At 71.0% G+C, this 23,649-nt stretch carries 23 protein-coding genes; 1 reads left to right on the forward strand and 22 read right to left on the reverse strand.

The features are described 5' to 3' along the window. Positions 1-97: 97 nt before the first annotated feature. From IPK81_13730 to IPK81_13835, 22 genes are all read right to left on the reverse strand, one after another. On the reverse strand, positions 98-1,534 hold the full coding sequence (locus tag IPK81_13730) for a glutamine synthetase (protein ID QQS10708.1): 1,437 nt from the start codon (positions 1,532-1,534) through the stop codon (positions 98-100). Beyond that, the gene (locus IPK81_13735; GenBank protein QQS10709.1) at positions 1,531-2,847 is read right to left on the reverse strand and encodes an aromatic ring-hydroxylating dioxygenase subunit alpha; all 1,317 of its coding nucleotides are present in this window, start codon (positions 2,845-2,847) and stop codon (positions 1,531-1,533) included. Before IPK81_13735 ends, IPK81_13730 begins: the two co-directional genes overlap by 4 nt. Positions 2,848-2,928: 81 nt before the next feature. Then, a complete protein-coding gene (locus tag IPK81_13740) occupies positions 2,929-3,108 on the reverse strand; it encodes a hypothetical protein (GenBank protein QQS10710.1) in 180 nt (59 codons plus the stop codon). Continuing rightward, positions 3,105-4,823, reverse strand: coding sequence for an FAD-dependent monooxygenase (locus IPK81_13745; GenBank protein ID QQS10711.1), 1,719 nt, complete (start codon positions 4,821-4,823; stop codon positions 3,105-3,107). The genes IPK81_13740 and IPK81_13745 overlap by 4 nt, the downstream gene beginning before the upstream one ends. Before the next feature lies 1 nt (position 4,824). Continuing rightward, positions 4,825-5,847, reverse strand: coding sequence for a 2-dehydropantoate 2-reductase (locus tag IPK81_13750; protein ID QQS10712.1), 1,023 nt, complete (start codon positions 5,845-5,847; stop codon positions 4,825-4,827). Between the two features lie 37 nt (positions 5,848-5,884). Continuing rightward, the gene (locus tag IPK81_13755) at positions 5,885-6,646 is read right to left on the reverse strand and encodes a class II aldolase/adducin family protein (protein ID QQS15104.1); all 762 of its coding nucleotides are present in this window, start codon (positions 6,644-6,646) and stop codon (positions 5,885-5,887) included. 326 nt (positions 6,647-6,972) lie between these two features. Further along, the gene (locus IPK81_13760; GenBank protein ID QQS10713.1) at positions 6,973-8,118 is read right to left on the reverse strand and encodes an aromatic ring-hydroxylating dioxygenase subunit alpha; all 1,146 of its coding nucleotides are present in this window, start codon (positions 8,116-8,118) and stop codon (positions 6,973-6,975) included. A 32-nt stretch (positions 8,119-8,150) separates the two neighbouring features. Beyond that, positions 8,151-8,828, reverse strand: a complete 678-nt coding sequence (locus IPK81_13765) for a TetR family transcriptional regulator (GenBank protein QQS10714.1) — start codon at positions 8,826-8,828, stop codon at positions 8,151-8,153. 76 nt (positions 8,829-8,904) lie between these two features. Beyond that, a complete protein-coding gene (gene urtE / locus IPK81_13770) occupies positions 8,905-9,600 on the reverse strand; it encodes an urea ABC transporter ATP-binding subunit UrtE (GenBank protein QQS10715.1) in 696 nt (231 codons plus the stop codon). Between the two features lie 5 nt (positions 9,601-9,605). Further along, on the reverse strand, positions 9,606-11,534 hold the full coding sequence (gene urtC / locus IPK81_13775) for an urea ABC transporter permease subunit UrtC (GenBank protein ID QQS10716.1): 1,929 nt from the start codon (positions 11,532-11,534) through the stop codon (positions 9,606-9,608). Between the two features lie 3 nt (positions 11,535-11,537). Continuing rightward, a complete protein-coding gene (gene urtB / locus IPK81_13780; GenBank protein ID QQS15105.1) occupies positions 11,538-13,199 on the reverse strand; it encodes an urea ABC transporter permease subunit UrtB in 1,662 nt (553 codons plus the stop codon). 199 nt (positions 13,200-13,398) lie between these two features. After that, positions 13,399-14,670 carry an urea ABC transporter substrate-binding protein gene (gene urtA, locus IPK81_13785; protein ID QQS15106.1) on the reverse strand — a complete coding sequence of 424 codons (1,272 nt, stop codon included), beginning with the start codon at positions 14,668-14,670 and terminating at the stop codon, positions 13,399-13,401. A 307-nt stretch (positions 14,671-14,977) separates the two neighbouring features. Next, positions 14,978-15,568 carry a HupE/UreJ family protein gene (locus IPK81_13790; protein QQS10717.1) on the reverse strand — a complete coding sequence of 197 codons (591 nt, stop codon included), beginning with the start codon at positions 15,566-15,568 and terminating at the stop codon, positions 14,978-14,980. A 62-nt stretch (positions 15,569-15,630) separates the two neighbouring features. Next, positions 15,631-16,275 (reverse strand): urease accessory protein UreG, encoded by a 645-nt coding sequence (ureG, locus tag IPK81_13795; protein ID QQS10718.1) that lies wholly within the window; start codon positions 16,273-16,275, stop codon positions 15,631-15,633. Beyond that, the gene (locus IPK81_13800; protein QQS10719.1) at positions 16,272-16,712 is read right to left on the reverse strand and encodes a DUF3995 domain-containing protein; all 441 of its coding nucleotides are present in this window, start codon (positions 16,710-16,712) and stop codon (positions 16,272-16,274) included. The genes ureG and IPK81_13800 overlap by 4 nt, the downstream gene beginning before the upstream one ends. Continuing rightward, positions 16,709-17,410 (reverse strand): urease accessory protein UreF, encoded by a 702-nt coding sequence (locus tag IPK81_13805; GenBank protein QQS10720.1) that lies wholly within the window; start codon positions 17,408-17,410, stop codon positions 16,709-16,711. Before IPK81_13805 ends, IPK81_13800 begins: the two co-directional genes overlap by 4 nt. After that, positions 17,397-17,906 carry an urease accessory protein UreE gene (locus IPK81_13810; GenBank protein ID QQS15107.1) on the reverse strand — a complete coding sequence of 170 codons (510 nt, stop codon included), beginning with the start codon at positions 17,904-17,906 and terminating at the stop codon, positions 17,397-17,399. The genes IPK81_13805 and IPK81_13810 overlap by 14 nt, the downstream gene beginning before the upstream one ends. Positions 17,907-18,074: 168 nt before the next feature. Then, on the reverse strand, positions 18,075-20,126 hold the full coding sequence (gene ureC, locus IPK81_13815) for an urease subunit alpha (GenBank protein ID QQS10721.1): 2,052 nt from the start codon (positions 20,124-20,126) through the stop codon (positions 18,075-18,077). 10 nt (positions 20,127-20,136) lie between these two features. Further along, positions 20,137-20,439, reverse strand: a complete 303-nt coding sequence (locus IPK81_13820) for an urease subunit gamma (protein ID QQS10722.1) — start codon at positions 20,437-20,439, stop codon at positions 20,137-20,139. 67 nt (positions 20,440-20,506) lie between these two features. Next, positions 20,507-21,370 (reverse strand): urease accessory protein UreD, encoded by an 864-nt coding sequence (locus IPK81_13825; GenBank protein QQS10723.1) that lies wholly within the window; start codon positions 21,368-21,370, stop codon positions 20,507-20,509. Continuing rightward, positions 21,367-21,873: a 3-dehydroquinate dehydratase gene (locus IPK81_13830; protein ID QQS10724.1), complete on the reverse strand. Its 507-nt coding sequence runs from the start codon at positions 21,871-21,873 to the stop codon at positions 21,367-21,369. Before IPK81_13830 ends, IPK81_13825 begins: the two co-directional genes overlap by 4 nt. 27 nt (positions 21,874-21,900) lie before the next feature. Beyond that, a complete protein-coding gene (locus IPK81_13835) occupies positions 21,901-22,635 on the reverse strand; it encodes an arylesterase (protein QQS10725.1) in 735 nt (244 codons plus the stop codon). A 33-nt stretch (positions 22,636-22,668) separates the two neighbouring features. On the opposite strand from IPK81_13835, the gene IPK81_13840 reads away from it, so the two are divergent. Beyond that, the gene (locus IPK81_13840; GenBank protein QQS15108.1) at positions 22,669-23,337 is read left to right on the forward strand and encodes an ATP-binding cassette domain-containing protein; all 669 of its coding nucleotides are present in this window, start codon (positions 22,669-22,671) and stop codon (positions 23,335-23,337) included. Positions 23,338-23,649 lie beyond the last annotated feature (312 nt).

Raw genomic sequence — 23,649 nt, forward strand, 5'->3', positions numbered from 1 at the left:
CCGTTTCGTTCGCTTTGGGTGGAGCGTAGCGGGGAATCCGCAGGATCGCGAGCCGGCCGCCGGCCGGCGTTCCGCGCTGCGTACGTGGCGCGGCCGGTCAGAACAGCTCGAAATACTCGCGTTGTTCCCAGTCGGTCACCTCGGACTCGAAGCGGGCGATCTCGGCGTCCTTGATGCGCAGGAAATAGTCGACGAAGGCGCCGCCGAACCCCTCGCGCAGGACGGCGTCGGCGCGCAGCGCCGCCAGCGCCTCGGCCAGGCTGCGCGGCAGCGGCGCCGCCTGGGTCTCGTAGGGCGCGTCGGCCGATTCCGGCGGCTCCAACGTCAGCGCGACGCCATCGAGGCCGGAGATGACCTGCGCGGCGAGATAGAGATAGGGGTTGGCGGCCGGTTCGCCGACGCGGTTTTCAAGCCGCGTCGCCGGGTCGCCTTGGCCGCCCAAGGTACGGATCATCACGCCGCGGTTGTCGCGGCCCCAGATGGCGCGGTCGGGCGCCAACGAGTAGGGGCGGAAGCGCTTGTAGCCGTTGAGCGTCGGCGTCGTGAACGCCGCCGCGCCGCGGGCGTGCGCCAGAAGGCCGGCCAGCCAGCGGCGCGCCAGCGGCGGCAGGTCGCCCTCGCCCGCGGCCGGCACGAAGGCGTTCGCGCCGGTCGCGCGGTCGCGCAGGGACTGATGCAGATGCCAGCCGCTCGACATCACGTTGGGCAGCTTCGGCCGGCACATGAAGCTGGCATGGTAGCCGTGTCGGCGCGCGAGCTGCTTCACGGCGCTGCGGAACAGCGTCATCGAATCGGCCGTCTCCAGCCCGGCGCCGGGGTGGAACGTGAACTCGCACTGGCTCGGGCCGTACTCGACCTCGATGGTGCGCAGCGGCAGGCCGAGCTTGACCACGTCGCGCCGCAGGATCTCGAACACCGCGTCGAACTGGTCGTAGCTCGTCTCGGTCAGGTACTGGTAGCCCTGCGTCAGCAGCTCGACCTCCGGCGGCGTGCCGGGCTGGCCGGAATCGGACGCTCCGAGCTTCGCGTCCTTGAGCTTGAAGACGTGGAACTCGACCTCGAGGCCGGAGACGAAGTCGTAGCCTGCGTCCGCCAGCCTGCCGAGCGCGCGGCGGCAGACGTCGCGGGTCGAGAACGGCACCGGCCGGCCGTCGGCGAAATACAGATCGCACAGCATCCAGCCAGTGTTCGGCGCCCACGGCAGCACGCGGAACGTCGTCGGGTCGGCGATCATCAGCGCGTCGGCGGCGCCCTGCATCTCCGGCATGCCGAAGCCGCCGCCGGCGGTGAAGACGGGGAACACCGTGCGGTGCGCCGTGTCCTTCGCCAGCAGCGTGGTCGTGACTCCGACCCCGGAGCGCATCGCGCCGCCGATGTCGCCGGCCACCACCGACTTGCCGCGCAGCACGCCGTGCTGGTCGGCGAAGGACAGGCGGACCACCTCCAGCCCGTCGGCGTGCGCGCGCCGCTCGACCTCGACCGCGGCTTGCGTCTGCTCCGCCGTCCATAGCCCGTGGCGGTCGACGAGGCTCACGCCGCGCTCACCAGCCAGCTCGCGCCGCCGCGCCGCCGCCGGTCGGTCTCCCGCCAGTACGCCTCCCAGCCCTCGGTCGGGCCGATCGCGTCCATCGTCGCCGGACCGGTGATGCGCTTCGCGGCGGCCGCGTCGAGCGCCATGATCGGCCGTTCGCCGGCGCGCACCTGCTCGATCGCGCGCACCAGCATCAGCCGGTAGGCGGCGATGGCGCGGTCGGTAGTGCCGAGGTGCTCCTTGGTGCGGTCGGCGATGGCGCCCAGCGACTCGCAGGCCCACTGGTCGTGGACGTTGATGTCCATGCCCATGCCCGTGTAGGTCTTGCTCCGCTGCTCGGCCGGATCGTAGCCCCAGTCGTTGTCGCGGTTCAGCCGCGGCTTGTAGTCGGGCAGGCTGTAGAGTTCGAGCCGCTGGCGCCGCATCTCCGCCTTGTCGACCGGCGCGCCGAAGCTGGTGAAGATCGCGAACCAGTAGTTGCGGCCGTCGTCGACCGGCACATGCCATTGCGTGATCGTCATCTCGGCGCTCATCGGAATCACGAAGGCGTGCGGGAACACCAGGTTCGTCACGCGCAGATGCGTGCGCCTCTCGTCGATGCGCCGCCGCGCGAACAGGCGCAGCCCGTGCTCGACCTGCTCGACCTCGATCACCGGCCGCGGATAGTCGCGCATCAGCGTCGTCATCGGGATATTGGAGTCGATCGAGGCGGCGCGGAACTGCCGGCCGTAGCCGGCCGACGGATCCTCGTCCTCGAAATACCGGTGCAGGAAGGAGGCGTGCGCCGGATCGATGCCGACCTCCAGCGCCTGCATCCAGTTGCAGTCCATGAAGCCCTTGAAGGCGAAGCTGTGGGTGGCGGGCGCGATGAAGCAGTCCAGATCGGGAAAGGCCGGCGGCGCGCCGGCGCCGAGGAAGCCCCAGACGATGCCGGCGCGCTCGACGGCGGGATACGATTTCAGCCGTACGCGGTCGCATAGCGTGCTGCCATCCGGCTCGGCCGGCGTCTCGAGGCATCTGCCCGAGGCGTCGAACAGCCAGCCGTGGAACGGGCAGCGCAACCCGCCATGCTCCAGCCTGCCGAACGAGAGATCGGCGCCGCGGTGTGGACAGCCGCGCTCGACCAGCGCCAGGGCGCCGCGCTCGTCGCGGAACAGCACGAGATCCTCGCCCAGCAGCCGCACCGCCTTCAGAGGCCGGGGGCCCTCAAGCTCGTCGACCAGCGCGACCGGCTGCCAGTACTGGCGCATGAGTCCGCCGCACGGCGTGCCGGGGCCGACGCGCGTCACCATCTCGTTGCGTTCGCGGGTCATCATGGCGGCGATCCGTCCCTCGCTGGCATGCGTCGCCGGCGACTGTGGCACCCGCCTCCGGCGGCGCGCAAGGGCCGGTGGCGGTCAGTCCGGCAGGCCGCGCGCGGCGTCGGCGATGGCGGCGCGGATGCGCGGGGGATCGTCGACCTCGCGCATCAGCAGCAAGGCCAACCGGGCGAGGAACAGGTTGGACCGCGTCTCGCCGGCCGCCGTCATGGCGCGGCAGGTCTCGGTGTAGACCTCGTCGAGCTGCTCGTCGGTCATCGCCGTGTCTCCCCGCCGTCGCCGATCCGCGCCATCGCCGCCGCGAGCGCCGCGGCGTCCGGCCGGCGCCAGCGGCCGAGCACGTGGCCGTCGGGCCGTAGCAGATAGATGGTCCCCGCCGTGGCGCCGTACGCGGCCTGGACGCGGCCGTCCGGATCGATGGCGTCGACCGTCGCGACCCCTGCGGCGGGCGCGATCAGCCGCGCGCGCACAGGCAAGGCGCCGCCATCGAGCGCTGTCAGCGCGTCGCGCAGATCGGCCGCCGGCCCGTCGGGATCGACGAAACACAGCGCCGTGAAGCCGGGTCCGCACAGCTCGGTGACGTAGCCGTCGCGCCGCTTGGCGCCGTCGATGATCGTCACGGAGCACTCCACCAGCACGTCGCCTGGCGCCGGACCGGCGGTGAACGCCGGATCGTCCGGCGCGTTGAGCGGCGAGCGCGGAAGGGGAACGGCGGCGGTCTGGCGGGGATTGATCAACGGCCGGATCCAGTGGTGATCCGGTGCCAGCGACAGAACCGCCTCGCGCATCAGCGAGAACGCTGGCGACGGCGGCGCCATGAACTCCGTGCTCTTGGTGGCGTAGCGCAGGTTCTCGCGCGTGGCGTGGACGCGTTCGGCCGAGTAGGTGTCGAGCAGCGCCGGGGTGGCGGCCTCCGACGTCACGGCGGCCAGCTTCCACGCCAGATTGTGCGCGTCCTCGATGCCGGAGTTCAGGCCGCGCACGCCGAAGATCGGCACGAGATGGCCGGCGTCGCCGGCGAACAGCACGCGGCCGTGGCGGTACGACGCCAGGGTCAGCGCGTTGGCCTTGTACATGCCGGCCCACACCATCTTCCAGTCGTCGCGCTCGCCGATCATGCGGAGATGGCTGCGCACGCGCGGCACGATGTTCTCGGGTTTCACCGCCTCGTCGGCGTCCTCGCCGTCGGCGAGCTGGTAGTCGAGGCGCCAGATGCCGCGCGGCTGCTTGTGCATCAGCAGGGTCGAGCCTGGATTGGACGGCGGGTCGAACCAGGCGCGGCGCTCGGTCGGGTAGGCGCTGTCGAGCGCGATGTCGACGATGACGTAGCGTCCCTCGTATTGCGTGCCCTCCAGCCGTAGCCCCAGCGCCTGCCGCACGAAGCTGCGCGCGCCGTCGCAGGCGGCCAGCCAGCCGCAGTCGAGGCTGTAGGCGCCCGACGGCGTCTCGACACCGACCATCACGCCGTCGGCGCGGGAATCAATCGACGCGACGCGCGACCGCCACCGCAGGTCGATCAGATCGGCGCGCCGGGCGCAGAGATCGACGAGATGCTGCTCGATGAAGCATTGCTGCAGGTTGATCATCGGCGGGAAGCGCTGGCCGGAATCGTGCGGCATCTCGAACTGGAACACCTCCTTGTCGCGCCAGTAGGAACGGCCGCCGGTCCACGCCAGCCCGTCGCGCAGCATCGGCGCCGCCGCGTCCACGCCGTCGAGGATCTCGAGGCTGCGGCGCGACACGCACAGCGCGCGGCTGCCTTCGCAGACGGAGTCCTCGGCGTCGAGGATCACCGACGCCACGCCGCGGCGCGCCAGCCCGAGCGCGAGGATCATCCCCACGGCGCCGGCGCCGACGATGGCGACGCGGTGGCGCGCGGGGTCGCGGCCGTCGACCAACGCCGGCAGCCGCGCGGGATACCGCGGAGGCTTGAAATACGACGTCCACTCGATGTCCAAGGCGGCCGCCCCCATACTACGCGGGCGCGCCGAAGCGGCGTCCACCGGCCTCGTAGGCGTAGAGGCCGGCGTTCGCGGCGCGCTGCCGCGCCAGTCCCAGCACCGCCCGCGAATACGGCATCGGCACGCCGAGGCGTTCGCCGATCTCGCACGGCGCGGCGAGGATGGCGTCGAGCTCCAGCGCCTTCCCGGCCTCGAGATCCTGCAGCATCGAGGTCTTGAACGCGCCCAGCTCGCGCGTCACGGCGATGCGGCCGTCGGCGTCCATGTCCATGTCGATGCCCAGCGCGCGGCCGGCGGCGGTGGCCTCGTCCATCATACGTCGCACCAGCTCGACCACCAGGGGATCGTCGAGCATGGCGTCGGCGGTCGAGCCCGTCAGCGCGCTGATCGGGTTCATGTTCATGTTGCCCCACAGCTTCAGCCACACCTCGCGCTGGATGTCGCCGGTCGGGCGCGCGTCGAAGCCGGCGCCGGACAACAGCGCGACGAGCGCGTCGAGACGGGCCGAGGCGCGCCGCGACGGCTCGCCCAGCAGCAGCAACCCGCCGCGGCCGCGCCGGATCACGCCGGGGCCGGCGACGGACGAGGACAGATGGACGACCGCGCCCACGACGCGATCCGACGGAATGGCGCGGGCGATGGCGCCGCCGGGATCGGCCGCCTCGACGGTGCCACCGGCCAGCCGGCCGCCGAACTCGTGCAGGAACCACCACGGCACGCCGTTCATCGCCGGCATGACGACCGTGGACGGCCCGACCAGCGGCGCCAGCGACGCCGCCGCCGCGACCAGCGCCTGGGCCTTCAAGGCCACGATCACGACCGATTGCGGACCCAGCGCGCCCGCGTCGTCGGTGGCGTCCACGCGGACGGTCTCGCGCGCGCCGCCATCGATCAACGTCAGCCCGTCGCGTCGGATCGTGTGGAGATGCGCGCCGCGCGCCAGCACCGAGACATCGGCGCCGGCCTGCGCGAGCTTCACCGCCATCAGGCCGCCGACCGCGCCGGCGCCAACGACGCACACCCGCGCGCCGGTCATCGCATCGCTCCGATGGCGTGCGCGCGGTGGATCAGCGTCATGTCTTGTACCCTGGGTCCCTGGCCTCGATCCGCCGCACCATCGCGGCGAAGTTCAGCTCGCACAGCGCCTTCTCGTCGAACGCCGCCGACGCGCCGGAACGCTCCAGCGCCTCCGGCCGGATGCGCCGTGGCGCGCCGGCCGCCGCCATCGCGATCTGCACGTCGCAGGCGCGTTGCAGGATCCACATCCACATGAACGCCTCGGGCACGGTCGGCGCCCAGGTCAGCAGGCCGTGGTTGCGCAGGATGACGGCGTTGCGGCCGTCGATGCTGGCGATCAGCCGGTCCTTCTCGCCCGGTTCGACCGTGACGCCCTCGAACTCGTGGTAGGCGACCCGGCCGCGCAGCTGCGCGCCGTAGAAATTGTCGACCGACAGGCCGTCCTCGAGCGACGCCACCGCGACGCCGGACGTCGTGTGGGTGTGCATCACGCAGTGGGCTTCGTCGATCGCGCCGTGGATGGCGCTGTGCGGCACGAAGCCGGCGCGGTTCACGGGATAGGGCGTCTCGCGCACCGGATCGCCGTCGATGTCGATGGCGACGAGGTTCGACGCCGTCACCTCATGGTAGAGCAGCCCGAACGGATTGATCAGGAAGATCCGCTCCTCGCCGGGCACGCGCAGCGTGATGTGGTTGAACACCGCCTCGGTCCAGCCCAGCTCGGCGAAGACACGGTAGGCAGCCGCGAGCTGGACTCGCGCCTCCCTCTCGGCCGGCCCGATCGGCAGGTCGCTGTTCCGGCGCACCGCGCGCTTCATGTAGAGGGCCATCATGGTTCCCCGCTCGCCCGGCCCGCACTATCGGAGCCGCGCGCCGGAGGGTCAACGGACGCTGCCTGATCTTGGCGGGGCGATTTGAGTCCGTGCGCCGCTCGTTCGCTTCTCTCCCGTCTCCGGGGGAGAAGGTGCCCGAAGGGCGGATGAGGGGTCTTTCATTCGCGACACGCCGGAGCGTGTGTGCGCCGTGACGTCGACCGCGCACAGCCACGCCACCGCGCCCCTCATTCGGCGCTTCGCGCCACCTTCTCCCCCGAAGACGGGGGAGAAGGGAAGGCAATCGGTCTCGCCGCCGGCCGCGCCCGACGTCAGCGGGCCAGCGCGAGGCGCAGCGATTCGTGGAAGTCGTGCAGGCCGGGCTCGTTGCGGCCGAACACGACATGGTCCTGCGCGCCGCTGTGGAAGCCGGCCTGGATGGTCGCCGCCATCGGAAAATCCTCGGCGCGGACGGTGCCGTAGGTCAGCTCCCAGTTCTTGTCCCAGCGCGCGCGGTCCGCCTCCGACACGGTGCGTTCCGGGCTGATCAGCCACAGCCGCACGACGCAGCGGTCGGGATCGTCGCCGTCGGGCAGCGCCGTCCAGAACTCGACGTGGTCGCGGTTCCAGATGACGATGGCGTTGGGGAACAGCCGGATGACGCGGATCAGGTGCGCGTCGAGGTCGCGCTGCTCCGTCGGCAGGTGTCGCGCCTGCTGCCACGTGTCGCGCGGCAGCAGCAGCTGTCCGTGCGGCGCCAGCGACTCGACCAGGCAGCCGCGGCCGTCGACGTAGCGGCCGACCGTCTTCGCGTGCAGGTGCTTGAGGTGGTAGAGTTCGAGGAAGGTGTCGACCACCAGCTTCCAGTTCAGCGGCTGCGCGAAGCGCTCGAATTTGTAGACGCCGCCCTTCGCGATCTCGAGGTCGGCGAGCGCCTCGGCCGCCGGCCCGAGGAAGGCGTCGATGTCGACCGGATCGCCCGTGATCGGTCCCAGCCACACCAGCCCGTGGCGCTCGGCCACCGGCAGCGGCGTCAGCGCGTGGTCGGCGCGGTCGATGCCGGTGAAGCCCTCGGCCCCGGGTACGTGCCGCAGCCTGCCGTCGGCGCCGTAGACCCACGAATGGAATTTGCAGGTGAAGGTCGGCCGGCATCCCGCGGCGTCGTCGACCACGCGGGTGCCGCGGTGGCGGCAGACGTTGTGGAACGCGCGCAGCGACCCATCGGCCTGGCGCACGACCAGCGCCGAGATTCCGTCGATGTCCATGGTGCGGAAATCGCCGGCCTTCTCCAGCTCGGCCGACGCCGCCACCAGCAGCGGCTGGCGGCGGAACAGCGCGTCGCGTTCGCGCGCCAGATGGGCGCGGTCGATGTAGTCGGCCACCGGCTGGCGGTACTCGCTGTCGGCGAGCTGCGTGGTGTCGCGGTCCAGCAGCGCCGAGATCCGGTCGCCGACCGCCTGTTGCCTCTGGGCGTCCATGCCGCGTCCTCCCTGCCGTCCGTCCGGTTCGTTCAAGCCTCGTTGGCGCTGCGCGCCGGCATCGCCACGATCCCGGCCGCGCCGTCGACCAGCAGCGCGCGCTCGGCCGCGCGCGCCACCGCCTCGATCCAGCCGCGTTCCTCGCGCGGCACCTCGCGGGCGAGGTCCATGCGGATGAAGGTCGGCCGCGCCACCAGCGCGTAGGACAGCGTGCCGAGGAATTGGGCCAGCAGCAGCGCCGGCGGGCCGGTCACGGCGGCGCCGGCGGCCTGCGCCTCGGCGATCAGCGCGCAGAAGCCGGTGGCGTAGCGCGTGAACGGCAGGGCGCGGGCGCGCTCGACCCGGTCGGGGTTGTCGAGCATCTCGCGCAGCAGCAGCCGGTAGCGGCGGGGATGCGCCGCCATCCGCGCCGCCTCGTGGCGCAGCGCCGCCCGCAGCCGCGCGCCGGGCGTGTCGTGCCGGTCGACGATCGCCTGGAGCTCGGATTCGAAGCTGTCGGCGAAGCGGTCGAGCACCGCCTCGTAGAGCTTCTCCTTGCTGGCGAAGTGGTGCAGCGCGCCGGCGTTGCCCAGCCCGCAGGCCCCGGCGATGCCGCTCAAGGTCGCGCCGCTGAAGCCGGACTCCGAGAATTGCCGCTCCGCCTCGTCGATCAACCGCTGCCGCGTGGCCTCGCCGCGCGAACGCGGGACGGTGGTTGGACGGGCGTTCATAGGGGAAATATACAAACCGACCGGTTGGTCGGTCAATGCCATGGCCTTTTGTGCAATGATGCGGTCGTTAGAACCGTCACACCACCATGTGCCGTCTGATCTCGTCGGCGGGGATGTCCTTGGCGAGGCCGGACAGCACGACCTCGCCGCGGTCCATGACGGCGATCCTATCGGCGAGGCGCTGGGCGAAATCGAGATACTGCTCGACCAGCAGGATCGCCATGTCGCCGCGGTCGGCGAGCATGCGGATGACCCGCTCGATGTCCTTGATGATCGACGGCTGGATGCCCTCGGTCGGCTCGTCGAGGATCAGCAGGCCGGGCCGCGTCACCAGCGCGCGGGCGATGGCGAGCTGCTGCTGCTGGCCGCCCGACAGATCGCCGCCGCGCCGGCCCAGCATCTCCTTGAGGACGGGGAACAGCGTGTAGATCTCGTCGGGCACATGGCGCAGCGCCTTGGCGACCGGCGCGAAGCCGGTCTCGAGGTTCTCCAGCACGGTCAGGCGCGGGAAGATCTCGCGGCCCTGCGGCACCAGGGCGAGCCCGCGGCGGGCGCGCTCGTGCGGTTTGAGCGACGTGATGTCCTCGTCGTTCCAGGTGACGCGTCCGGCGCGCACCGACTGCAGGCCGAAGATGGCGCGCAGCAGCGACGACTTGCCGACGCCGTTGCGGCCCAGCACGCACGTCACCTTGCCGACCTCGGCCACGACGCTGACGCCGCGCAGCGCCTGCGAGGCGCCGTAGAACAGATCGATATTGTCGACTTTGAGCATCTGCGCTAGCGCCCGAGATAGACGTCGATGACGCGCTGGTCGGCCTGCACGTGGTCGAGCGAGCCTTCGGCCAGCACCGAGCCCTCGTGCAGCACGGTGACGCGGGCGCCGAGTTCGCGCACGAACTGCATGTCGTGCTCGACCACCACCAGCGTGCGCTCGCCGGCCAGCTCCTTGATGAGCTTCGCGGTCTGCTCGGTCTCGACGTCGGTCATGCCGGCGACCGGCTCGTCGAGCAGGATCAGCCGCGGCTCGGTCAGCAGCAGCATGCCGATCTCCAGCCACTGCTTCTGGCCGTGGCTGAGCGCGCCGGCGGGCCGGCCGCGGCGGTCGGCCAGGCCGACCAGGTCCAGCATGTCGTCGATGCGCTTGCGGGCGGAACCGTCCAGCGCGGCGCGCAGCGTCGCGAAGACGCCGCGGTTGGCGCGCAGCGACAGCTCGAGGTTCTCGAACACGGTCAGATTCTCGAACACCGTCGGCTTCTGGAACTTCCGGCCGATGCCGAGATTGGCGACGGCGGCCTCGTCCAGCCGGGTCAGGTCGATGCCGTCGCCGAACGCGACGCGGCCGGTGTCGGGCCGCGTCTTGCCGGTGATGACGTCCATCATGGTCGTCTTGCCGGCGCCGTTGGGGCCGATGATCGTGCGCAGCTCGCCCTCGCCGATCGCCAGCGACAGCGAGTTCAGCGCCTTGAAACCGTCGAAGCTGACGGTGACGTCCTCGAGGTAGAGCAGCGTCTCGGCGCGCCTCGGCGCGGCGGCGGTCGCGGGCATCACGTCGCCTCCGCCGCGGCGGCGGCGCGGCGCCGCGGCCGAACGTTGCGCCCAGCGCTCCCGCATCTGGCGCGCCAGCCCGACCACGCCGTGCGGCAGGAACAGGGTCACGACGATGAACAGCGCGCCGAGGAAGAACAGCCAGACCTCCGGCAGCGCGCCGGTCAGCCAGGTCTTGGCGATGTTGACGATGAACGCCCCGAGCACCGCGCCGACCAGCGTGCCGCGGCCGCCGACCGCGACCCAGATCGCGATCTCGATCGAGTTGGCGGGCGAGAACTCGCCGGGGTTGATGATGCCGACCTGCGGCACGTAGAGCGCGCCGGCGACGCCGGAGATGATCGCGGCGACCACGAACACGAACAGCTTGGCGTTGGTCGTCGAGTAGCCGAGGAAGCGCACGCGGCTCTCGGCATCGCGCAGCGCGAGGCAGACGCGGCCCAGCTTCGAGCCGACGATCCACTGGCACAGCAGGAAGGCGGCGCCCAGCCCGGCGGCCGAGGCGATCATCAGGCCGACGCGCGTGCCCGGCGTCTGGATCGGGAAGCCGAGGATGTCCTTGAAATCGGTCAGGCCGTTGTTGCCGCCGAAACCCATGTCGTTGCGGAAGAACGCCAGCAGCATGGCATAGGTCAAGGCCTGCGTGAGGATTGAGAGATAGACGCCGGTGACGCGCGACCGGAACGCCAGCCAGCCGACCACGAAGGCCAGCGCCGCCGGCACCAGCACGATCATCAGCGCCGCGAACCACGCCATGTCGAAGCCCTGCCAGTACCATGGCAGCGACTTCCAGTTCAGGAACACCATGAAGTCCGGCAGGTCGGCGTTCTTGTACACGCCGCGGTCGCCGATCTGGCGCATCAGGTGCATGCCCATGCAGTAGCCGCCCAGCGCGAAGAACGCGCCCTGGCCGAGGCTGAGGATGCCGGCGTAGCCCCAGATCAGGTCCATCGCCACCGCCAGCATGGCGTAGCAGCAGTACTTGCCGATCAGCGGCACGAGGTAGTCGGGCAGGTGCAGCAGCGAGCCGGTCGCCGCGAACCGGTTGGCCGCCGGCAGCAGCACGACCAGCACGAAGCCGACGGCGAGGAACACCGCCCATCCGCGCGGCGTCAGCAGGCTGGCGCGCGCGGGCGCGCCGCCGGAGGATGCGCTGGACATGGATCAGGACTCCACGAAGCGGCCCTTGAGCGCGAAGAGCCCGCGCGGCCGCCACTGGATGAAGAGGATGATGAACACCAGCACCGCGACCTTGCCGAGCACGGCGCCGGCCACCGGCTCCAGCAGCTTGTTGACGACGCCCAGCGACAGCGAGGCCACCAGCGTGCCCAGCAGGTTGCCGACGCCGCCGAACACCACGACCATGAAGCTGTCGACGATGTAGATCTGGCCGAGATTGGGGCTGACGTTGCCGATCTGCGACAGCGCGACGCCCGCCATGCCGGCGACGCCGGACCCGAGCCCGAAGGTCATCGCGTCGACCCGCGCCGTGGGGATCCCCATGGCCGAGGCCATCTCGCGGTTTTGCGTGACCGCGCGCATGTGCAGGCCGAAAGCGGTGCGCCGAAGCAGCAGCGCGATGGCCGCCAGCACCATCAGGCAGAACACGATGATGTAGAGCCGGTTCCACGTAACGAAGAATCCGGCCATCAGCTCGAAGCCGCCGGTCATGAACTGCGGGTTGGCGACCTCCTTGTTCTGGGCGTCGAAGATCGAGCGCACGGCCTGCTGCAGCATCAGGCTGATGCCCCAGGTCGCCAGCATGGTCTCGAGCGGCCGGCCGTAGAGGAAGCGGATCACCGTGCGCTCCAGCAGCACGCCGACCGCGCCGGCGACCAGGAAGGCGATCGGCACCGACATCACGAGGTAGAAGCCGACGTACTCCTTCGGCAGCAGCGCCCGGCACACCAGCTGGACCGTGTAGGCGGTGTAGGCGCCGAGCATGATCATCTCGCCGTGCGCCATGTTGATGACGCCCATCACGCCGAAGGTGATGGCGAGGCCGACAGCGGCCAGCAGCAGCACCGATCCCAGGCTGATCCCCTGGAAGATGTTCTCGACCACGCCGACGAAGGCGAGGCGGCGTTCGATGGCCACCAGCGCCGTCGCGACCGCCGCGGCGACCTCCGGCGGGGTCTCCTTGTCGTTGCGCAGGTTGGCGAGCAGGCTGCGGACCTGCGGGTTGGCGGTGGTCGCCAGCGCCTCGACGGCGCGAACGCGCTCCTCGGTGGCGCCGGTGCGCACCTTCGTCGCCACCAGGCTGAAGCGGATCGCGGCGAGGACGTCGGAATCCTTCTCGGTCTTCAGCGCCCGCTCCAGCGCCAGCGCGGTCTCCGGCGTCGGGCTGTTGAAGGCGTCGCGGGCGGCGGCCAGGCGCGTGGCGCGGTCGTCGCTGAACAGCGACAGCTTGGCCAGGGACTCCGACACCACGCCGCGCACGCGGTTGTTGACGCGGGCCTTGTCGACGGAATCGGCCGGCAGCTCGCCCAGCGCCTTGCCCGTGGCGGCCTCGAAATACCGGGTGCCGTCGGAGATCAGCGCCGCGTTGTCGCTCTTGCGCGTGAAGAGCATACCCTCGGTCAGCGCCTTCAACGCCGGCACCGCGCGGGCGTCGCCCAGCGCGCCGAGCTTCTCGGCGGCCTCCAGCTTGGCGCTGAAATCGCCGGCGGCCAGCGCGGTGACCAGCTCCTCGAAGGTCTGCGCGCGCGCCGGAAGCGCCGTCAGGGCCGTCGCGCAGGCCAGTGCCAGGGCGACCAGCGCGCGTCCCAGCGCCGCGAGGCCCGCCCCGATCACCGTCCGCTGGCCGCGCCGCCCGCCCGCCGTCATCGATGAGCCCACCGTGTCAATCCCCGCTGTCCGGCGCGCCGGGCGCGAGCCCCGGCCGGCGTCCGCCGTTTCGATAAGGGAGCGCTGCAATCCGCATGCCGCGGGGGTGGCGGGGCCAAGCGCGGCGCGCACAACGAAAAACCGCGCCGGACGGGGTCCGGCGCGGTCTGTTGGTCGGTTGCCGCGTGCGGCGCGACGGCTAGAACTTCGGCTTCTCGCAGTTGCCGCAGACCCAGGGATAGGTCCAGTCGGCGGTCAGCTTGGCGCTCTCCGGGATGTACTTCGACCAGGCGTCGGCCTTCACCGGACCCTTGGTCTGCCACACGATCTCGAACTGGCCGTTGGCCTGGATCTCGCCGATCAGGACCGGCTTGCTGAGGTGGTGGTTGGTGTTCATCACCGACTCGAAGCCGCCCGGCGCCATCACCTTCTGGCCGTACAGGGCCTGGCGCACGGCGTCGACGTTGGTCGTGCCGGCCTGCTGGACGGCCTGCTCCCACATCTTGAAGCCGATGTACGTCGCCTCCATCGGATCGTTGGTGACGCGCTTGTCGTTCTTGATGAACGTCTTCCACTGCTTGATGAAGGCGTCATTGACCGGGCTCTTCACCGACTGGAAGTAGTTCCACGCCGCGAGATGGCCGACCAGGTTGCGGGTGTCGATGCCCGCGAGCTCCTCCTCGCCGACCGAGAAGGCGACGACGGGGACGTCCTTGGCCTTGATGCCGGCGTTGGCCAGTTCCTTGTAGAACGGCACGTTGGCGTCGCCGTTGATGGTCGACACGACGGCGGTCTTCTTGCCGGCCGACGCGAACTTCTTGATGTCCGCCACGATCGTCTGCCAGTCGGAGTGCCCGAACGGCGTGTAGTTGATCATGATGTCCTCTTTCTTGACGCCCTTCGAAATGAGGTACGCCTCGAGGATCTTGTTGGTCGTGCGCGGATAGACGTAGTCGGTGCCGGCCAGCACCCAGCGCTTGGCCTCGCCGCCGTCCTTGGACATCAGGTAGTCGACCGCCGGGATCGCCTGCTGGTTCGGCGCGGCGCCGGTGTAGAAGATGTTGCGCGAGCTCTCCTCGCCCTCGTACTGCACGGGGTAGAACAGCAGGCCGTTGAGCTCCTCGAACACCGGCAGCACCGACTTGCGGCTGACCGACGTCCAGCAGCCGAACACGACGTCGACCTTCTCCTTCTGGATCAGCTCGCGCGCCTTCTCGGCGAACAGCGGCCAGTTCGAGGCCGGGTCGACCACGACCGCCTCGACCTTGCGGCCGAGCAGGCCGCCGCGCTTGTTGAGGTCGTCGACCATCATCAGGACGGTGTCCTTGAGGGTGGTCTCCGAGATCGCCATCGTGCCCGACAGCGAGTGCAGTACGCCGACCTTGATCGGCGGCGCGCCTTGCGCCATCGCGCCGATCGACCATACGCCCACTGCGGCACCGACGGCGGCGCTCGCGACTTTCCTCAGCATCGTCATTCTTCTTCCCCTTCGCTGGACACCGGACCGCCATGGACCGGGCGCCTGCGCGGAGATGAGCAAGACTCGGGCCACTAGCGGGGATTGGTGCCTCAAAGAGGCAATCGCCTAGAATATGCCCTGATAGTCGAAAGACTAGTCATTAAACGGCTATTAATTGTGCATTCTCCTGCAATGCTGGTCGTCAAGCCGTCGCGACGGCCAAAATCCGCACGGACTGAGGCGGCCGGCGAGGCTGAATCGCCAGATTGACTAGTAATTGAGCAGTGGAAATACAGCCCGAAATTCGTCTGACTTCGATTTAGGCGATTCCAACAGCGATCGCGGCGCCGCCGAGAACGAGCGCGCCACCAAAGCCGCGCGGACCCAAGGCGCCGGCGGCACGGATCAGCGCAGAACCGATGCCAATTCCGGCCGCATGGAGAACGATCGTCGCCGCGACGAAGCCGGCCGCGTAGCCCGCCAGCGCGCCGCCGACGGGGATCTCCGCGCCGTGCGCGTAGCCGTGGAACACCGCGAACACCGCCGCCGTGGCGACCGGCGCCCATGACGGCAGGCGCGGGGCGCCCAACAGCAGCAGACCCAGCAGGACGACCGAACCGACGATGCCGGCCTCGATCATCGGCAGGCGCAGGCCGGTCCAGCCGGCGACCGCTCCGGCCAGCATCATGGCGACGAACGCCGCCGGGATCGTCCACACCGCCCGCCGGTCGGCGACGCCGCGCTGCGCCGCCCAGACGCCGATGCCGACCATGGCCAGCACGTGGTCGAGACCGGTCATGGGATGCGCGAAGCCGGCCGCGAGACCCAAGCCGTGGTCGCCGACATGGGCGTGGGCGGCGCCGGCGGAGGCGGCGAGCAGGAGCGCGGCGAGCGGGGCGATGCGGATCATGTCGGAACCTCCGTGGATTTGTGGGCAAGCTCTAGCATGGCGGCGCGGCGTCACGCAGCCTTCTAGTCGGGGCGCGCGGGACGGTCCGGCAGCCCGCCTTTGCGGACGATGAACTCGGCGATCTCGGCGACGCCGCGCTGCTCCTTCAGATTGGCGAACACGAAGGGCCTTGCGCCGCGCATCTTGCGGGCGTCGCGGTCCATCACGCCGAGATCGGCGCCGACCAGCGGCGCGAGGTCGATCTTGTTGATGACCAGAAGGTCGGACCGGGTGATGCCCGGTCCTCCCTTGCGCGGGATCTTGTCGCCGGCCGAGACGTCGATGACGTAGATCGTCAGGTCGGCCAGCTCGGGCGAGAACGTGGCCGCGAGATTGTCGCCGCCGGATTCGACGAACAGCAGCTCGAGGCCGGGGAAGCCGCGGCACAGGTCGGCCACGGCGGCGAGGTTGATCGAGGCGTCCTCGCGGATCGCGGTGTGCGGGCAGCCGCCGGTCTCGACGCCGATGATGCGGTCCGGCGGCAGCGCGCCGGAGCGGGTCAGGAACTCGGCGTCCTCCTTGGTGTAGATGTCGTTGGTGACGACGGCGATATCGTAGGAATCGCGCAGATGCTTGCACAGACGCTCGACCAGCGCCGTCTTGCCGGAGCCGACCGGCCCGCCGACGCCGACGCGCAGCGGCCCGTGCGATGTTGGCGGCACGCTCATTTCACGACTCCCGGCAGAAGCAGCGCGCCGTATCCGGCGGCGATGATGAAGCATAGTGGCGAGAACAGCGTGATGTCGCGCATCGCGAACGGCTCGGTGGCGAACCGCCGGCGCCAGGCGGGGAGGTAGCCCGCGACGCCGCGCAGCAGGAACACGACCGCGATGGCGGCGCCGACGCCGACGATGACGGCCCGCGGCGGCGCCGTCGTGGCTGTCGCGACGAGCAGCATCGGCCAGACCGCCGCGACCGCGACCGCCGCGGCCGCGAGCAGGCACGCGACTGGCGGCGGCATGCGCGCGCGGCCGTCGCCGATCACGGCGCGCGCCAGGCTGGCGCCGTCGCGGGCCGGCCAGACGCCGCCCGTCGCCCAGTAGGCGTGCGCCAGCGCGATGGCGCCCAGCACGCAGAGGATCGCTGCTGCGATCACCAGGCTCATGACCGGAACAACCGCGTGTACTGGGTCTCGTGCCGCATCGAGCACCAGTCCAGCAACGGCGCGGCGGCGCCGACCTCGTCGAGGTCGTCGACCGCCAGCGCGGCGGCGACGGCCGACTCGACCGCCGGCGCCAGCGCCGCCAGCGCGAGCTGGCCGTCGGACTGGCCCAGAGGGATCGAGCGCACCGCCGCCGAGCACAGATTGGCCGCGAACGCGTGCAGGTACGCGGTCAGCGCGGCCGCCAGCGGCACGCCATGCGCGGCGGCGGCGACCGCCACGGCGACCGGCAGCGCGCAGATCCCGTCGCGGCGGACCACGAAGCGCTCCAGCGCCGGCGCCGGCCACGCCGCGCGCGTGATCGACAGGAACGATCCGCCCTGTTGCCGCGACTCCAGCGCCATCTCGGACGTGCTGCGCCACGCCGCCGCCATCGCCGCGACGCCGTCTAGCGCCGCGTCGTCGCCGGCCTCCGCCGCGCGCCACGCCGCCGCGAACAGCGCGCCGTCGACGCGGCCGGTGCCGTGCGCCAGCACGCCCGCGATCCAGTCCGTCAACGTCGCGCGGTCGGCGACGAAGCCCGCCTCGATCGCGTATTCCAGCCCGTGGCTGTAGCTGAACGCGCCGACCGGATAGGCCGGCGACAGCCACGCCATCAGCCGGTACAGCGCCGCGCTGGAGGCGCCGCTATCCGTGACCATGGCCGTCGTGTCCGTGGCGTCCGCCGGCGCCGTGGGCGTGCGGATGCAGCGAATCATGGTTTTGCTGGCCGTAGGCGCCGCCTTCGGGATCGAACGCGCAGGCCACTTTCGCGACCTCGGCGCCGAGCCCCTTCAGCATGTCGACGATCACGTGGTCGTCGCGGATCAGCATGCGGTCGGCCTCGATCTGGGTCGGCAGATGGCGGTTGCCGAGATGCCAGGCCAGCCTGACGAACAACGCCGGGTCGCGGGCGCGGATCTCGATCAAGGGCTCGTCGGCCGCTTTCACCATCACGTAGCCTCCATCGTCGAGCGCCAGCCCGTCGCCCTCGCGCAGCACCACCGGCTCGGGCAGGTCGAGCAGGAAATCCGTGCCGGCGTCGCCGAGCAACCGCAGCCGGCGGCGGTAGCGGTCGTCGTAGATCAGGGTGATCGAATCGACGCGCGACTCCGCCGGCCACGAGCCGGCGCGCGCGACCCGGGCGGCGCGCCTCATCGCCATGCCCGCGCCTTGCCGACCATGTCCCACATCACGCGGTGGAGCGCCCCGGCGTGGCCGCCGGCGCCGCGCCGACGTCCGTTGGTCACGGCGGCCCGGCACGGGCCGGGCGCGGCGGCCGCGCGGAGGCCGTCGAGCGCTGTCGGGCACGCCAGGGACATCGCGTCAGAACAGGAAATAGCGCTGCGCCATCGCCAGCACCGTGGCGGGCTCGCAGGTCAGCAGCTCGCCGTCCGCGCGCACCTCGTAGGTCTCCGGATCGACCTCGATCCTCGGTGTCGCCGAGTTGTGCACCATCTTCTTCTTCGAGATGCCGCCGCGGGTGTTGCCGACGGCGACCAGCGGCCGCGACAGGCCCCATTTGCGGCCGATGCCCGCCGCCAGCCCGGCGGCCGACGTGAAGATCACCGAGCTCTGGACGCGGTTGCGGCCGTAGGCGCCGAACATCGGCCGGTAGTGCACGGGCTGCGGCGTCGGGATCGAGGCGTTGGGATCGCCCATCGGCGCCGTCGCGATCGAGCCGCCCTTGATCACGAAATCCGGCTTAACGCCGAAGAACGCCGGCGACCACAGCACCAGGTCGGCCAGCTTGCCGACCTCGACCGAGCCGACGTGCTTCGCGATGCCCTGCGCGATGGCGACGTTGATCGTGTATTTGGCGACGTAGCGCTTCACGCGGAAATTGTCGTTGTCGCCCTTCTCCTCCGGCAGCCGGCCGCGCTGCTTGCGCATCTTGTCGGCGGTCTGCCATGTGCGCACGATCACCTCGCCGACCCGGCCCATCGCCTGGCTGTCGGACGACATCATGCTGAAGGCGCCGATGTCGTGCAGGACGTCCTCGGCGGCGATGGTCTCGCGCCGGATGCGGCTCTCGGCGAACGCCACGTCCTCGGGGATGCGCGGATCGAGATGGTGGCAGACCATCAGCATGTCGAGATGCTCGTCCACGGTGTTGACCGTGTAGGGCATGGTCGGGTTGGTCGACGACGGCAGCACGTTGGGCAGACCGCAGACGCGGATGATGTCCGGCGCGTGGCCGCCGCCGGCGCCCTCGGTGTGGAAGGTGTGGATCGTGCGGCCCTTGAAGGCCTTGATCGACGCCTCGACGAAACCCGACTCGTTGAGCGTGTCGGTGTGGATCGCGACCTGCACGTCGTGGTCGTCGGCCACCGACAGGCAGTTGTCGATCGCCGCCGGCGTGGTGCCCCAGTCCTCGTGCAGCTTCAGGCCGCAGGCGCCGCCGACGAGCTGCTCGACCAGCGCGGCGGGACGGCTGGCGTTGCCCTTGCCGAGGAAGCCGAGGTTCATCGGAAAGGATTCGGCGGCCTGCATCATGCGCCCGAGATGCCACGGGCCGGGCGTGCAGGTGGTGGCCAGCGTGCCGTGCGCCGGGCCGGTGCCGCCGCCGATCATCGTCGTGACGCCGCTGGTCAGCGCCTCCTCGATCTGCTGCGGGGCGATGAAGTGGATGTGGCTGTCGATGCCGCCGGCCGTGAGGATGCGCCCCTCGCCGGCGATGATCTCCGTGCCCGGCCCGATGACGATGTCGACGCCCGGCTGGATATCGGGGTTGCCGGCCTTGCCGATGGCGGCGATGCGGCCGTCCTTCATGCCGACATCGGCCTTCACGATGCCCCAGTGGTCGACGATCAGCGCGTTAGTGATCACCGTGTCGACGGCGCCCTGGCGGCGGGTGCGCTGCGACTGGCCCATGCCGTCGCGGATCACCTTGCCGCCGCCGAACTTGACCTCCTCGCCGTAGGTCGTGTGGTCCTTCTCGACCTCGATGACCAGGTCGGTGTCGGCCAGCCGCACGCGGTCGCCGACGGTCGGGCCGAACATCGAGGCGTAGGCCGAGCGCGAGATGCGCGCCGGGCTGTTGCCGCCGCTCGCCGTGACCCGCTTGGCAGGCGGCAGCTTGCCGGAGACCTTGGCGTTGAAGCCGTGCACGACGCGCGCGCCGGCCATCGCGACCAAGGTGACCTCGCGCGTCTGGCCGGGCTCGAACCGCACGGCCGTGCCGGCGGCGATGTTCAGCCGGAAGCCCTTGGACTTGGCGCGGTCGAACTTCAGCGCCTCGTTGGTCTCGAAGAAATGGTAGTGGCTGCCGACCTGGATCGGCCGGTCGCCGCTGTTGGCGACCTCCAGGGTGATCGTCTCGCGGCCCTCGTTGAGGGCGATCTCGCCGGTCGCGGGAATGATCTCGCCGGGTTTCATGGCGGGCTCCTCAGCGGATCGGCTGGTGGACGGTCACGAGCTTCGTGCCGTCGGGGAAGGTCGCCTCGACCTGGATCTCGTGGATCATCTCGGCGATGCCGTCCATCACCTGCGCCCGCGTGACCACCGCGGCGCCGTCGCGCATCAGCTCGGCCACCGTGCGGCCGTCGCGCGCGCCCTCGACCACGAAATCGGTGATCAGCGCGATGGCCTCGGGGTGGTTGAGCTTGACGCCGCGTTCGAGCCGGCGGCGCGCCACCATCGCCGCCATCGAGATCAGCAGCTTGTCCTTTTCCCGCGGCGTCAGATTCACGGTCCGCTCCCTCGTTCATTCGGCCGGACCGTCGTTGTCGCGCGGTCCACGCGCCCTCCGGATAGCACTAAACGTGCCATACCCGGGGCAGACGCTCGGGCAATCCAAGACAGATCGCCCGGAGCTTGGCAATCAAGCGCGCCACGCCCATCCGCACCACCCGCGAGTCGCCCAAAAAACGGGCAACGAGCGAGCCGTTCACCGCCGTGATCCCGGCACGTAGACCCGGGAGCGCGGCCTCGATCGCGTCGAGCGCCTCGCGGGCCGCGTCGAGTCGCGCCGGCGCGTCGGCGGCGGCGTAGATCGCGGTGGCGATGGACGTCGCGTCGCCGAAGCCCGAAAGGCCGGTCGGCGGCGGCCCGTCGAGCCGCAGCGCGTCGGCCCAGACCAGACCACCGTCGCGCCGGATCCGCCACGAATCGAGCACGAGGCCATGCGTGAAGCTCTCGCCGCTGGCGGTGCGGCCCAGCGCCACCATCTCGCACGCCAGCAGGCGCGCGTCGGGCGCCAGGTCGACGACGGTGCGCCGGCGCAGACGCGCGCCGTCGAACACGATCGTCTCCTGCGGCAGCCACTCCAGCGTCGCGCCCGCGCGGACCGCGAGCGACACGTCGACGACGCAGTCCTCGGCGTAGGACGAGGCGCGGTAGATCTTCTCCGCCGCCTGCGTGGTGACCGTCGCCACCGCGCCGTCGCGGATCTCGACCGCGACGCGGACCCGGTCGCCGTCGCTCAATCCGCCCGACAGCGTGACGATCGCCGCCTGCGGCGGATCGCCATCCTCCTCGCGCGGAAACAGCACGCGGCAGGGATCGCTCTGGAACAGATGCGCCAGCGCCGTGATCCCGCCGTCGCGCCGCGCGAACGCCAGCTCGGCCGCGCCGTCGGCGCGCTGCAGCGGGCTGGCGCGCCCGGCGCGCGGCGCGCTCATGGCTTGGCGCGCGCCAGCAGGCCCAGCGCCGCGTCGAGGCCGAGGATGTAGGAATCGATCCCGAAACCGGCGATGTAGCCGGTCGCGGCCTCCGCCGTGATCGTGCGGACGCCGCGTTTCTCGATGTTGGTCATGTGCACTTCGACGATCGGCACGGGGATCGCGCGCAGGCAGTCGCGCAGCGCGAAGCCCGCGTACAGAAATCCGGCGGGATTCATGACCAGCGCGTCGAGGCCGGCGTCGAGCGCGCCGTAGATGCGGGCCACCGCCTCGCCCTCGACATGGGTGTAGACGATATCGAGGTCCACGCCGCGCGCGCGCGCGTGGGCGGCGAGCAGCGAGTCGAGCTCGGCGCGGGTCGTGGTGCCGTAGAGCTCGGGCTGGCGCTGGCCGAGATAGGTCATGTTGGCGCCCTGCAGCAGCAGGATGCGCGGCCGATTGGCGCGTCGACGCCGCGGCGCGGCCGTCCTTCCCGCCGCGGTCTTCCTCGTCGCCCCCGTCATGGTCCCCCTCCGCCGGCGCGCAGCCTATCAGCCGGTGGGCTTGGGGAGCGAGTCGATGGTCTTGATCACGGCCGGCGCCAGGCGGGCGACGATCTCGTCGACGCCGCGCAGGTTGGGGTGGATGCCGTCGGGCTGGTTCAGCTCGGCGACCGTCGCCACGCCGTCGAGCAGGAACGGATACAGCGGCACGTCGTGCTTCTTCGCGAGGCGCTCGTAGAGGCCGTCGAACGCCTCGACGTACTGCGCGCCGAAATTGCGCGGCGCCTTCATGCCCAGCAGCATCAGCGCGGCGCCGGCGGCTTTCAACTTGGCGAGGATCGCGTCGAGGTTGCGCTCGGTCTCGGCCGGATCGAGGCCGCGCAGCGCGTCGTTGGCGCCCAGCCCGACCAGCACCAGCCGCGGTTTGTCGCCCATCAACCAGTCCAGCCGGGCCAGCCCGCCGGCCGTGGTGTCGCCGGAGACGCCGTGGTTGGCGATCACGATATCGCGACCGGCGGCCTTGAGCGCCGCCTCCAGCCGCGCCGGCAGGGCCTGCTCGGGCTTCAGGCCGTAGCCCGCTGTGAGGCTGTCGCCCAGCATCGCGACACGCAGCGGCTCGGCCGCGCGCGGCTGCGTCGCCGACAGAACGGCGAGGCCGGCCAGCGCCGCGATCCCGCCGATCGACAGGCGACGGCGGTTGACGCCGCTGCGCGGATCGCCATATCCCGCCGGTGCGGCGTCCGCCGCGACCGCGCCGCAATCCTCGCCGAGCCTGCCCGACATGACGCCCTTCCCGCCGTCCGCCGCATGACCGAGATGATCCGCCTGCGCGACGTGCGCCTCGATATGGAGAGCGACGCCGGCACGGTCAACATCCTGCGCGGCATCGACCTCGATATCGCCCCGGGCGGCACCACGGCGCTGGTCGGCCCCTCCGGCGCCGGCAAGTCGAGCCTGATGATGGTGGTGGGCGGTCTGGAGCGCGCCACGTCGGGCTCCGTCGAGGTCGCCGGCGTCGATCTGCGCACCCTGTCGGACGACGGGCTGGCGCGGTTCCGCCGCGACCGGCTGGGCATCGTGTTCCAGGGGTTCCATCTCGTGCCGACGATGACCGCGACCGAGAACGTCGCGCTGCCGTTGGAATTCGCCGGCGCCAAGGATCCGTTCGGCGCCGCCGAGACGGCGCTGCGCGAGGTCGGCCTCGGCCACCGCCTGACGCACTATCCCGCGCAGCTCTCCGGTGGCGAGCAGCAGCGCGTCGCGGTGGCGCGGGCCTTCGCCGCCCGGCCCGGCCTGCTGCTGGCCGACGAGCCGACCGGCAATCTCGATGGCGCCACCGGCACGCAGGTGATGGGCCTGCTGTTCGATCTGGCGCGCGGCGCCGGCGCGACTCTGGTGCTGATCACCCACGATCCCGCGATCGCGGCGCGCTGCGACCGCGTCGTGCACATCGCCGACGGCCGCGTCGCGGACGACGCGTCGTGAGGCGTTCGCTGTCCGACTTCGGCGTCTTCGCCCGCGCCATCGCGGACGCCTGTGCTCGCGCGTGCGCGGAGCCGGCTCCCTCCGTCGTTCCAAGCGCTCTCTCTGTCATCCCGAGCGCAGCGAGGGATCTTGGCGCCGCCCTCAAGATCCCTCGCTACGCTCGGGATGACAAAGAGGGCTACCGAGCGGGCGGCGCGGCTCGCGCGCGCATCCACGCGATGCGGCGCTTCGCGCCGCCGGCACCGTCGTGACCGACGCCGCCGTTCCTTCGGCGGGAACCGTCGCCATCCGCGGCGACGGCGGACGCGCGGC

It is taken from the genome of Rhodospirillales bacterium, assembly GCA_016699855.1.
Classification (GTDB): domain Bacteria; phylum Pseudomonadota; class Alphaproteobacteria; order Reyranellales; family Reyranellaceae.

What these genes read in the sequence shown, in the direction of transcription:
- IPK81_13825 (QQS10723.1), bottom strand. Translation starts at nt 21,370, where the DNA reads ATGAGCGCGCCGCGCGCCGGGCGCGCCAGCCCGCTGCAGCGCGCCGAC.
- ureG (QQS10718.1), bottom strand. Translation starts at nt 16,275, where the DNA reads ATGAGCGTGCCGCCAACATCGCACGGGCCGCTGCGCGTCGGCGTCGGC.
- urtA (QQS15106.1), bottom strand. Translation starts at nt 14,670, where the DNA reads ATGCTGAGGAAAGTCGCGAGCGCCGCCGTCGGTGCCGCAGTGGGCGTA.
- IPK81_13740 (QQS10710.1), bottom strand. Translation starts at nt 3,108, where the DNA reads ATGACCGACGAGCAGCTCGACGAGGTCTACACCGAGACCTGCCGCGCC.
- IPK81_13805 (QQS10720.1), bottom strand. Translation starts at nt 17,410, where the DNA reads ATGGTCACGGATAGCGGCGCCTCCAGCGCGGCGCTGTACCGGCTGATG.
- IPK81_13750 (QQS10712.1), bottom strand. Translation starts at nt 5,847, where the DNA reads ATGACCGGCGCGCGGGTGTGCGTCGTTGGCGCCGGCGCGGTCGGCGGC.
- urtC (QQS10716.1), bottom strand. Translation starts at nt 11,534, where the DNA reads ATGTCCAGCGCATCCTCCGGCGGCGCGCCCGCGCGCGCCAGCCTGCTG.
- IPK81_13745 (QQS10711.1), bottom strand. Translation starts at nt 4,823, where the DNA reads ATGGGGGCGGCCGCCTTGGACATCGAGTGGACGTCGTATTTCAAGCCT.
- IPK81_13835 (QQS10725.1), bottom strand. Translation starts at nt 22,635, where the DNA reads ATGTCGGGCAGGCTCGGCGAGGATTGCGGCGCGGTCGCGGCGGACGCC.
- IPK81_13765 (QQS10714.1), bottom strand. Translation starts at nt 8,828, where the DNA reads ATGAACGCCCGTCCAACCACCGTCCCGCGTTCGCGCGGCGAGGCCACG.
- IPK81_13735 (QQS10709.1), bottom strand. Translation starts at nt 2,847, where the DNA reads ATGATGACCCGCGAACGCAACGAGATGGTGACGCGCGTCGGCCCCGGC.
- ureC (QQS10721.1), bottom strand. Translation starts at nt 20,126, where the DNA reads ATGAAACCCGGCGAGATCATTCCCGCGACCGGCGAGATCGCCCTCAAC.
- IPK81_13810 (QQS15107.1), bottom strand. Translation starts at nt 17,906, where the DNA reads ATGAGGCGCGCCGCCCGGGTCGCGCGCGCCGGCTCGTGGCCGGCGGAG.
- IPK81_13830 (QQS10724.1), bottom strand. Translation starts at nt 21,873, where the DNA reads ATGACGGGGGCGACGAGGAAGACCGCGGCGGGAAGGACGGCCGCGCCG.
- urtE (QQS10715.1), bottom strand. Translation starts at nt 9,600, where the DNA reads ATGCTCAAAGTCGACAATATCGATCTGTTCTACGGCGCCTCGCAGGCG.
- IPK81_13800 (QQS10719.1), bottom strand. Translation starts at nt 16,712, where the DNA reads ATGAGCCTGGTGATCGCAGCAGCGATCCTCTGCGTGCTGGGCGCCATC.
- IPK81_13755 (QQS15104.1), bottom strand. Translation starts at nt 6,646, where the DNA reads ATGAAGCGCGCGGTGCGCCGGAACAGCGACCTGCCGATCGGGCCGGCC.
- urtB (QQS15105.1), bottom strand. Translation starts at nt 13,199, where the DNA reads ATGACGGCGGGCGGGCGGCGCGGCCAGCGGACGGTGATCGGGGCGGGC.
- IPK81_13760 (QQS10713.1), bottom strand. Translation starts at nt 8,118, where the DNA reads ATGGACGCCCAGAGGCAACAGGCGGTCGGCGACCGGATCTCGGCGCTG.
- IPK81_13790 (QQS10717.1), bottom strand. Translation starts at nt 15,568, where the DNA reads ATGATCCGCATCGCCCCGCTCGCCGCGCTCCTGCTCGCCGCCTCCGCC.
- IPK81_13840 (QQS15108.1), top strand. Translation starts at nt 22,669, where the DNA reads ATGATCCGCCTGCGCGACGTGCGCCTCGATATGGAGAGCGACGCCGGC.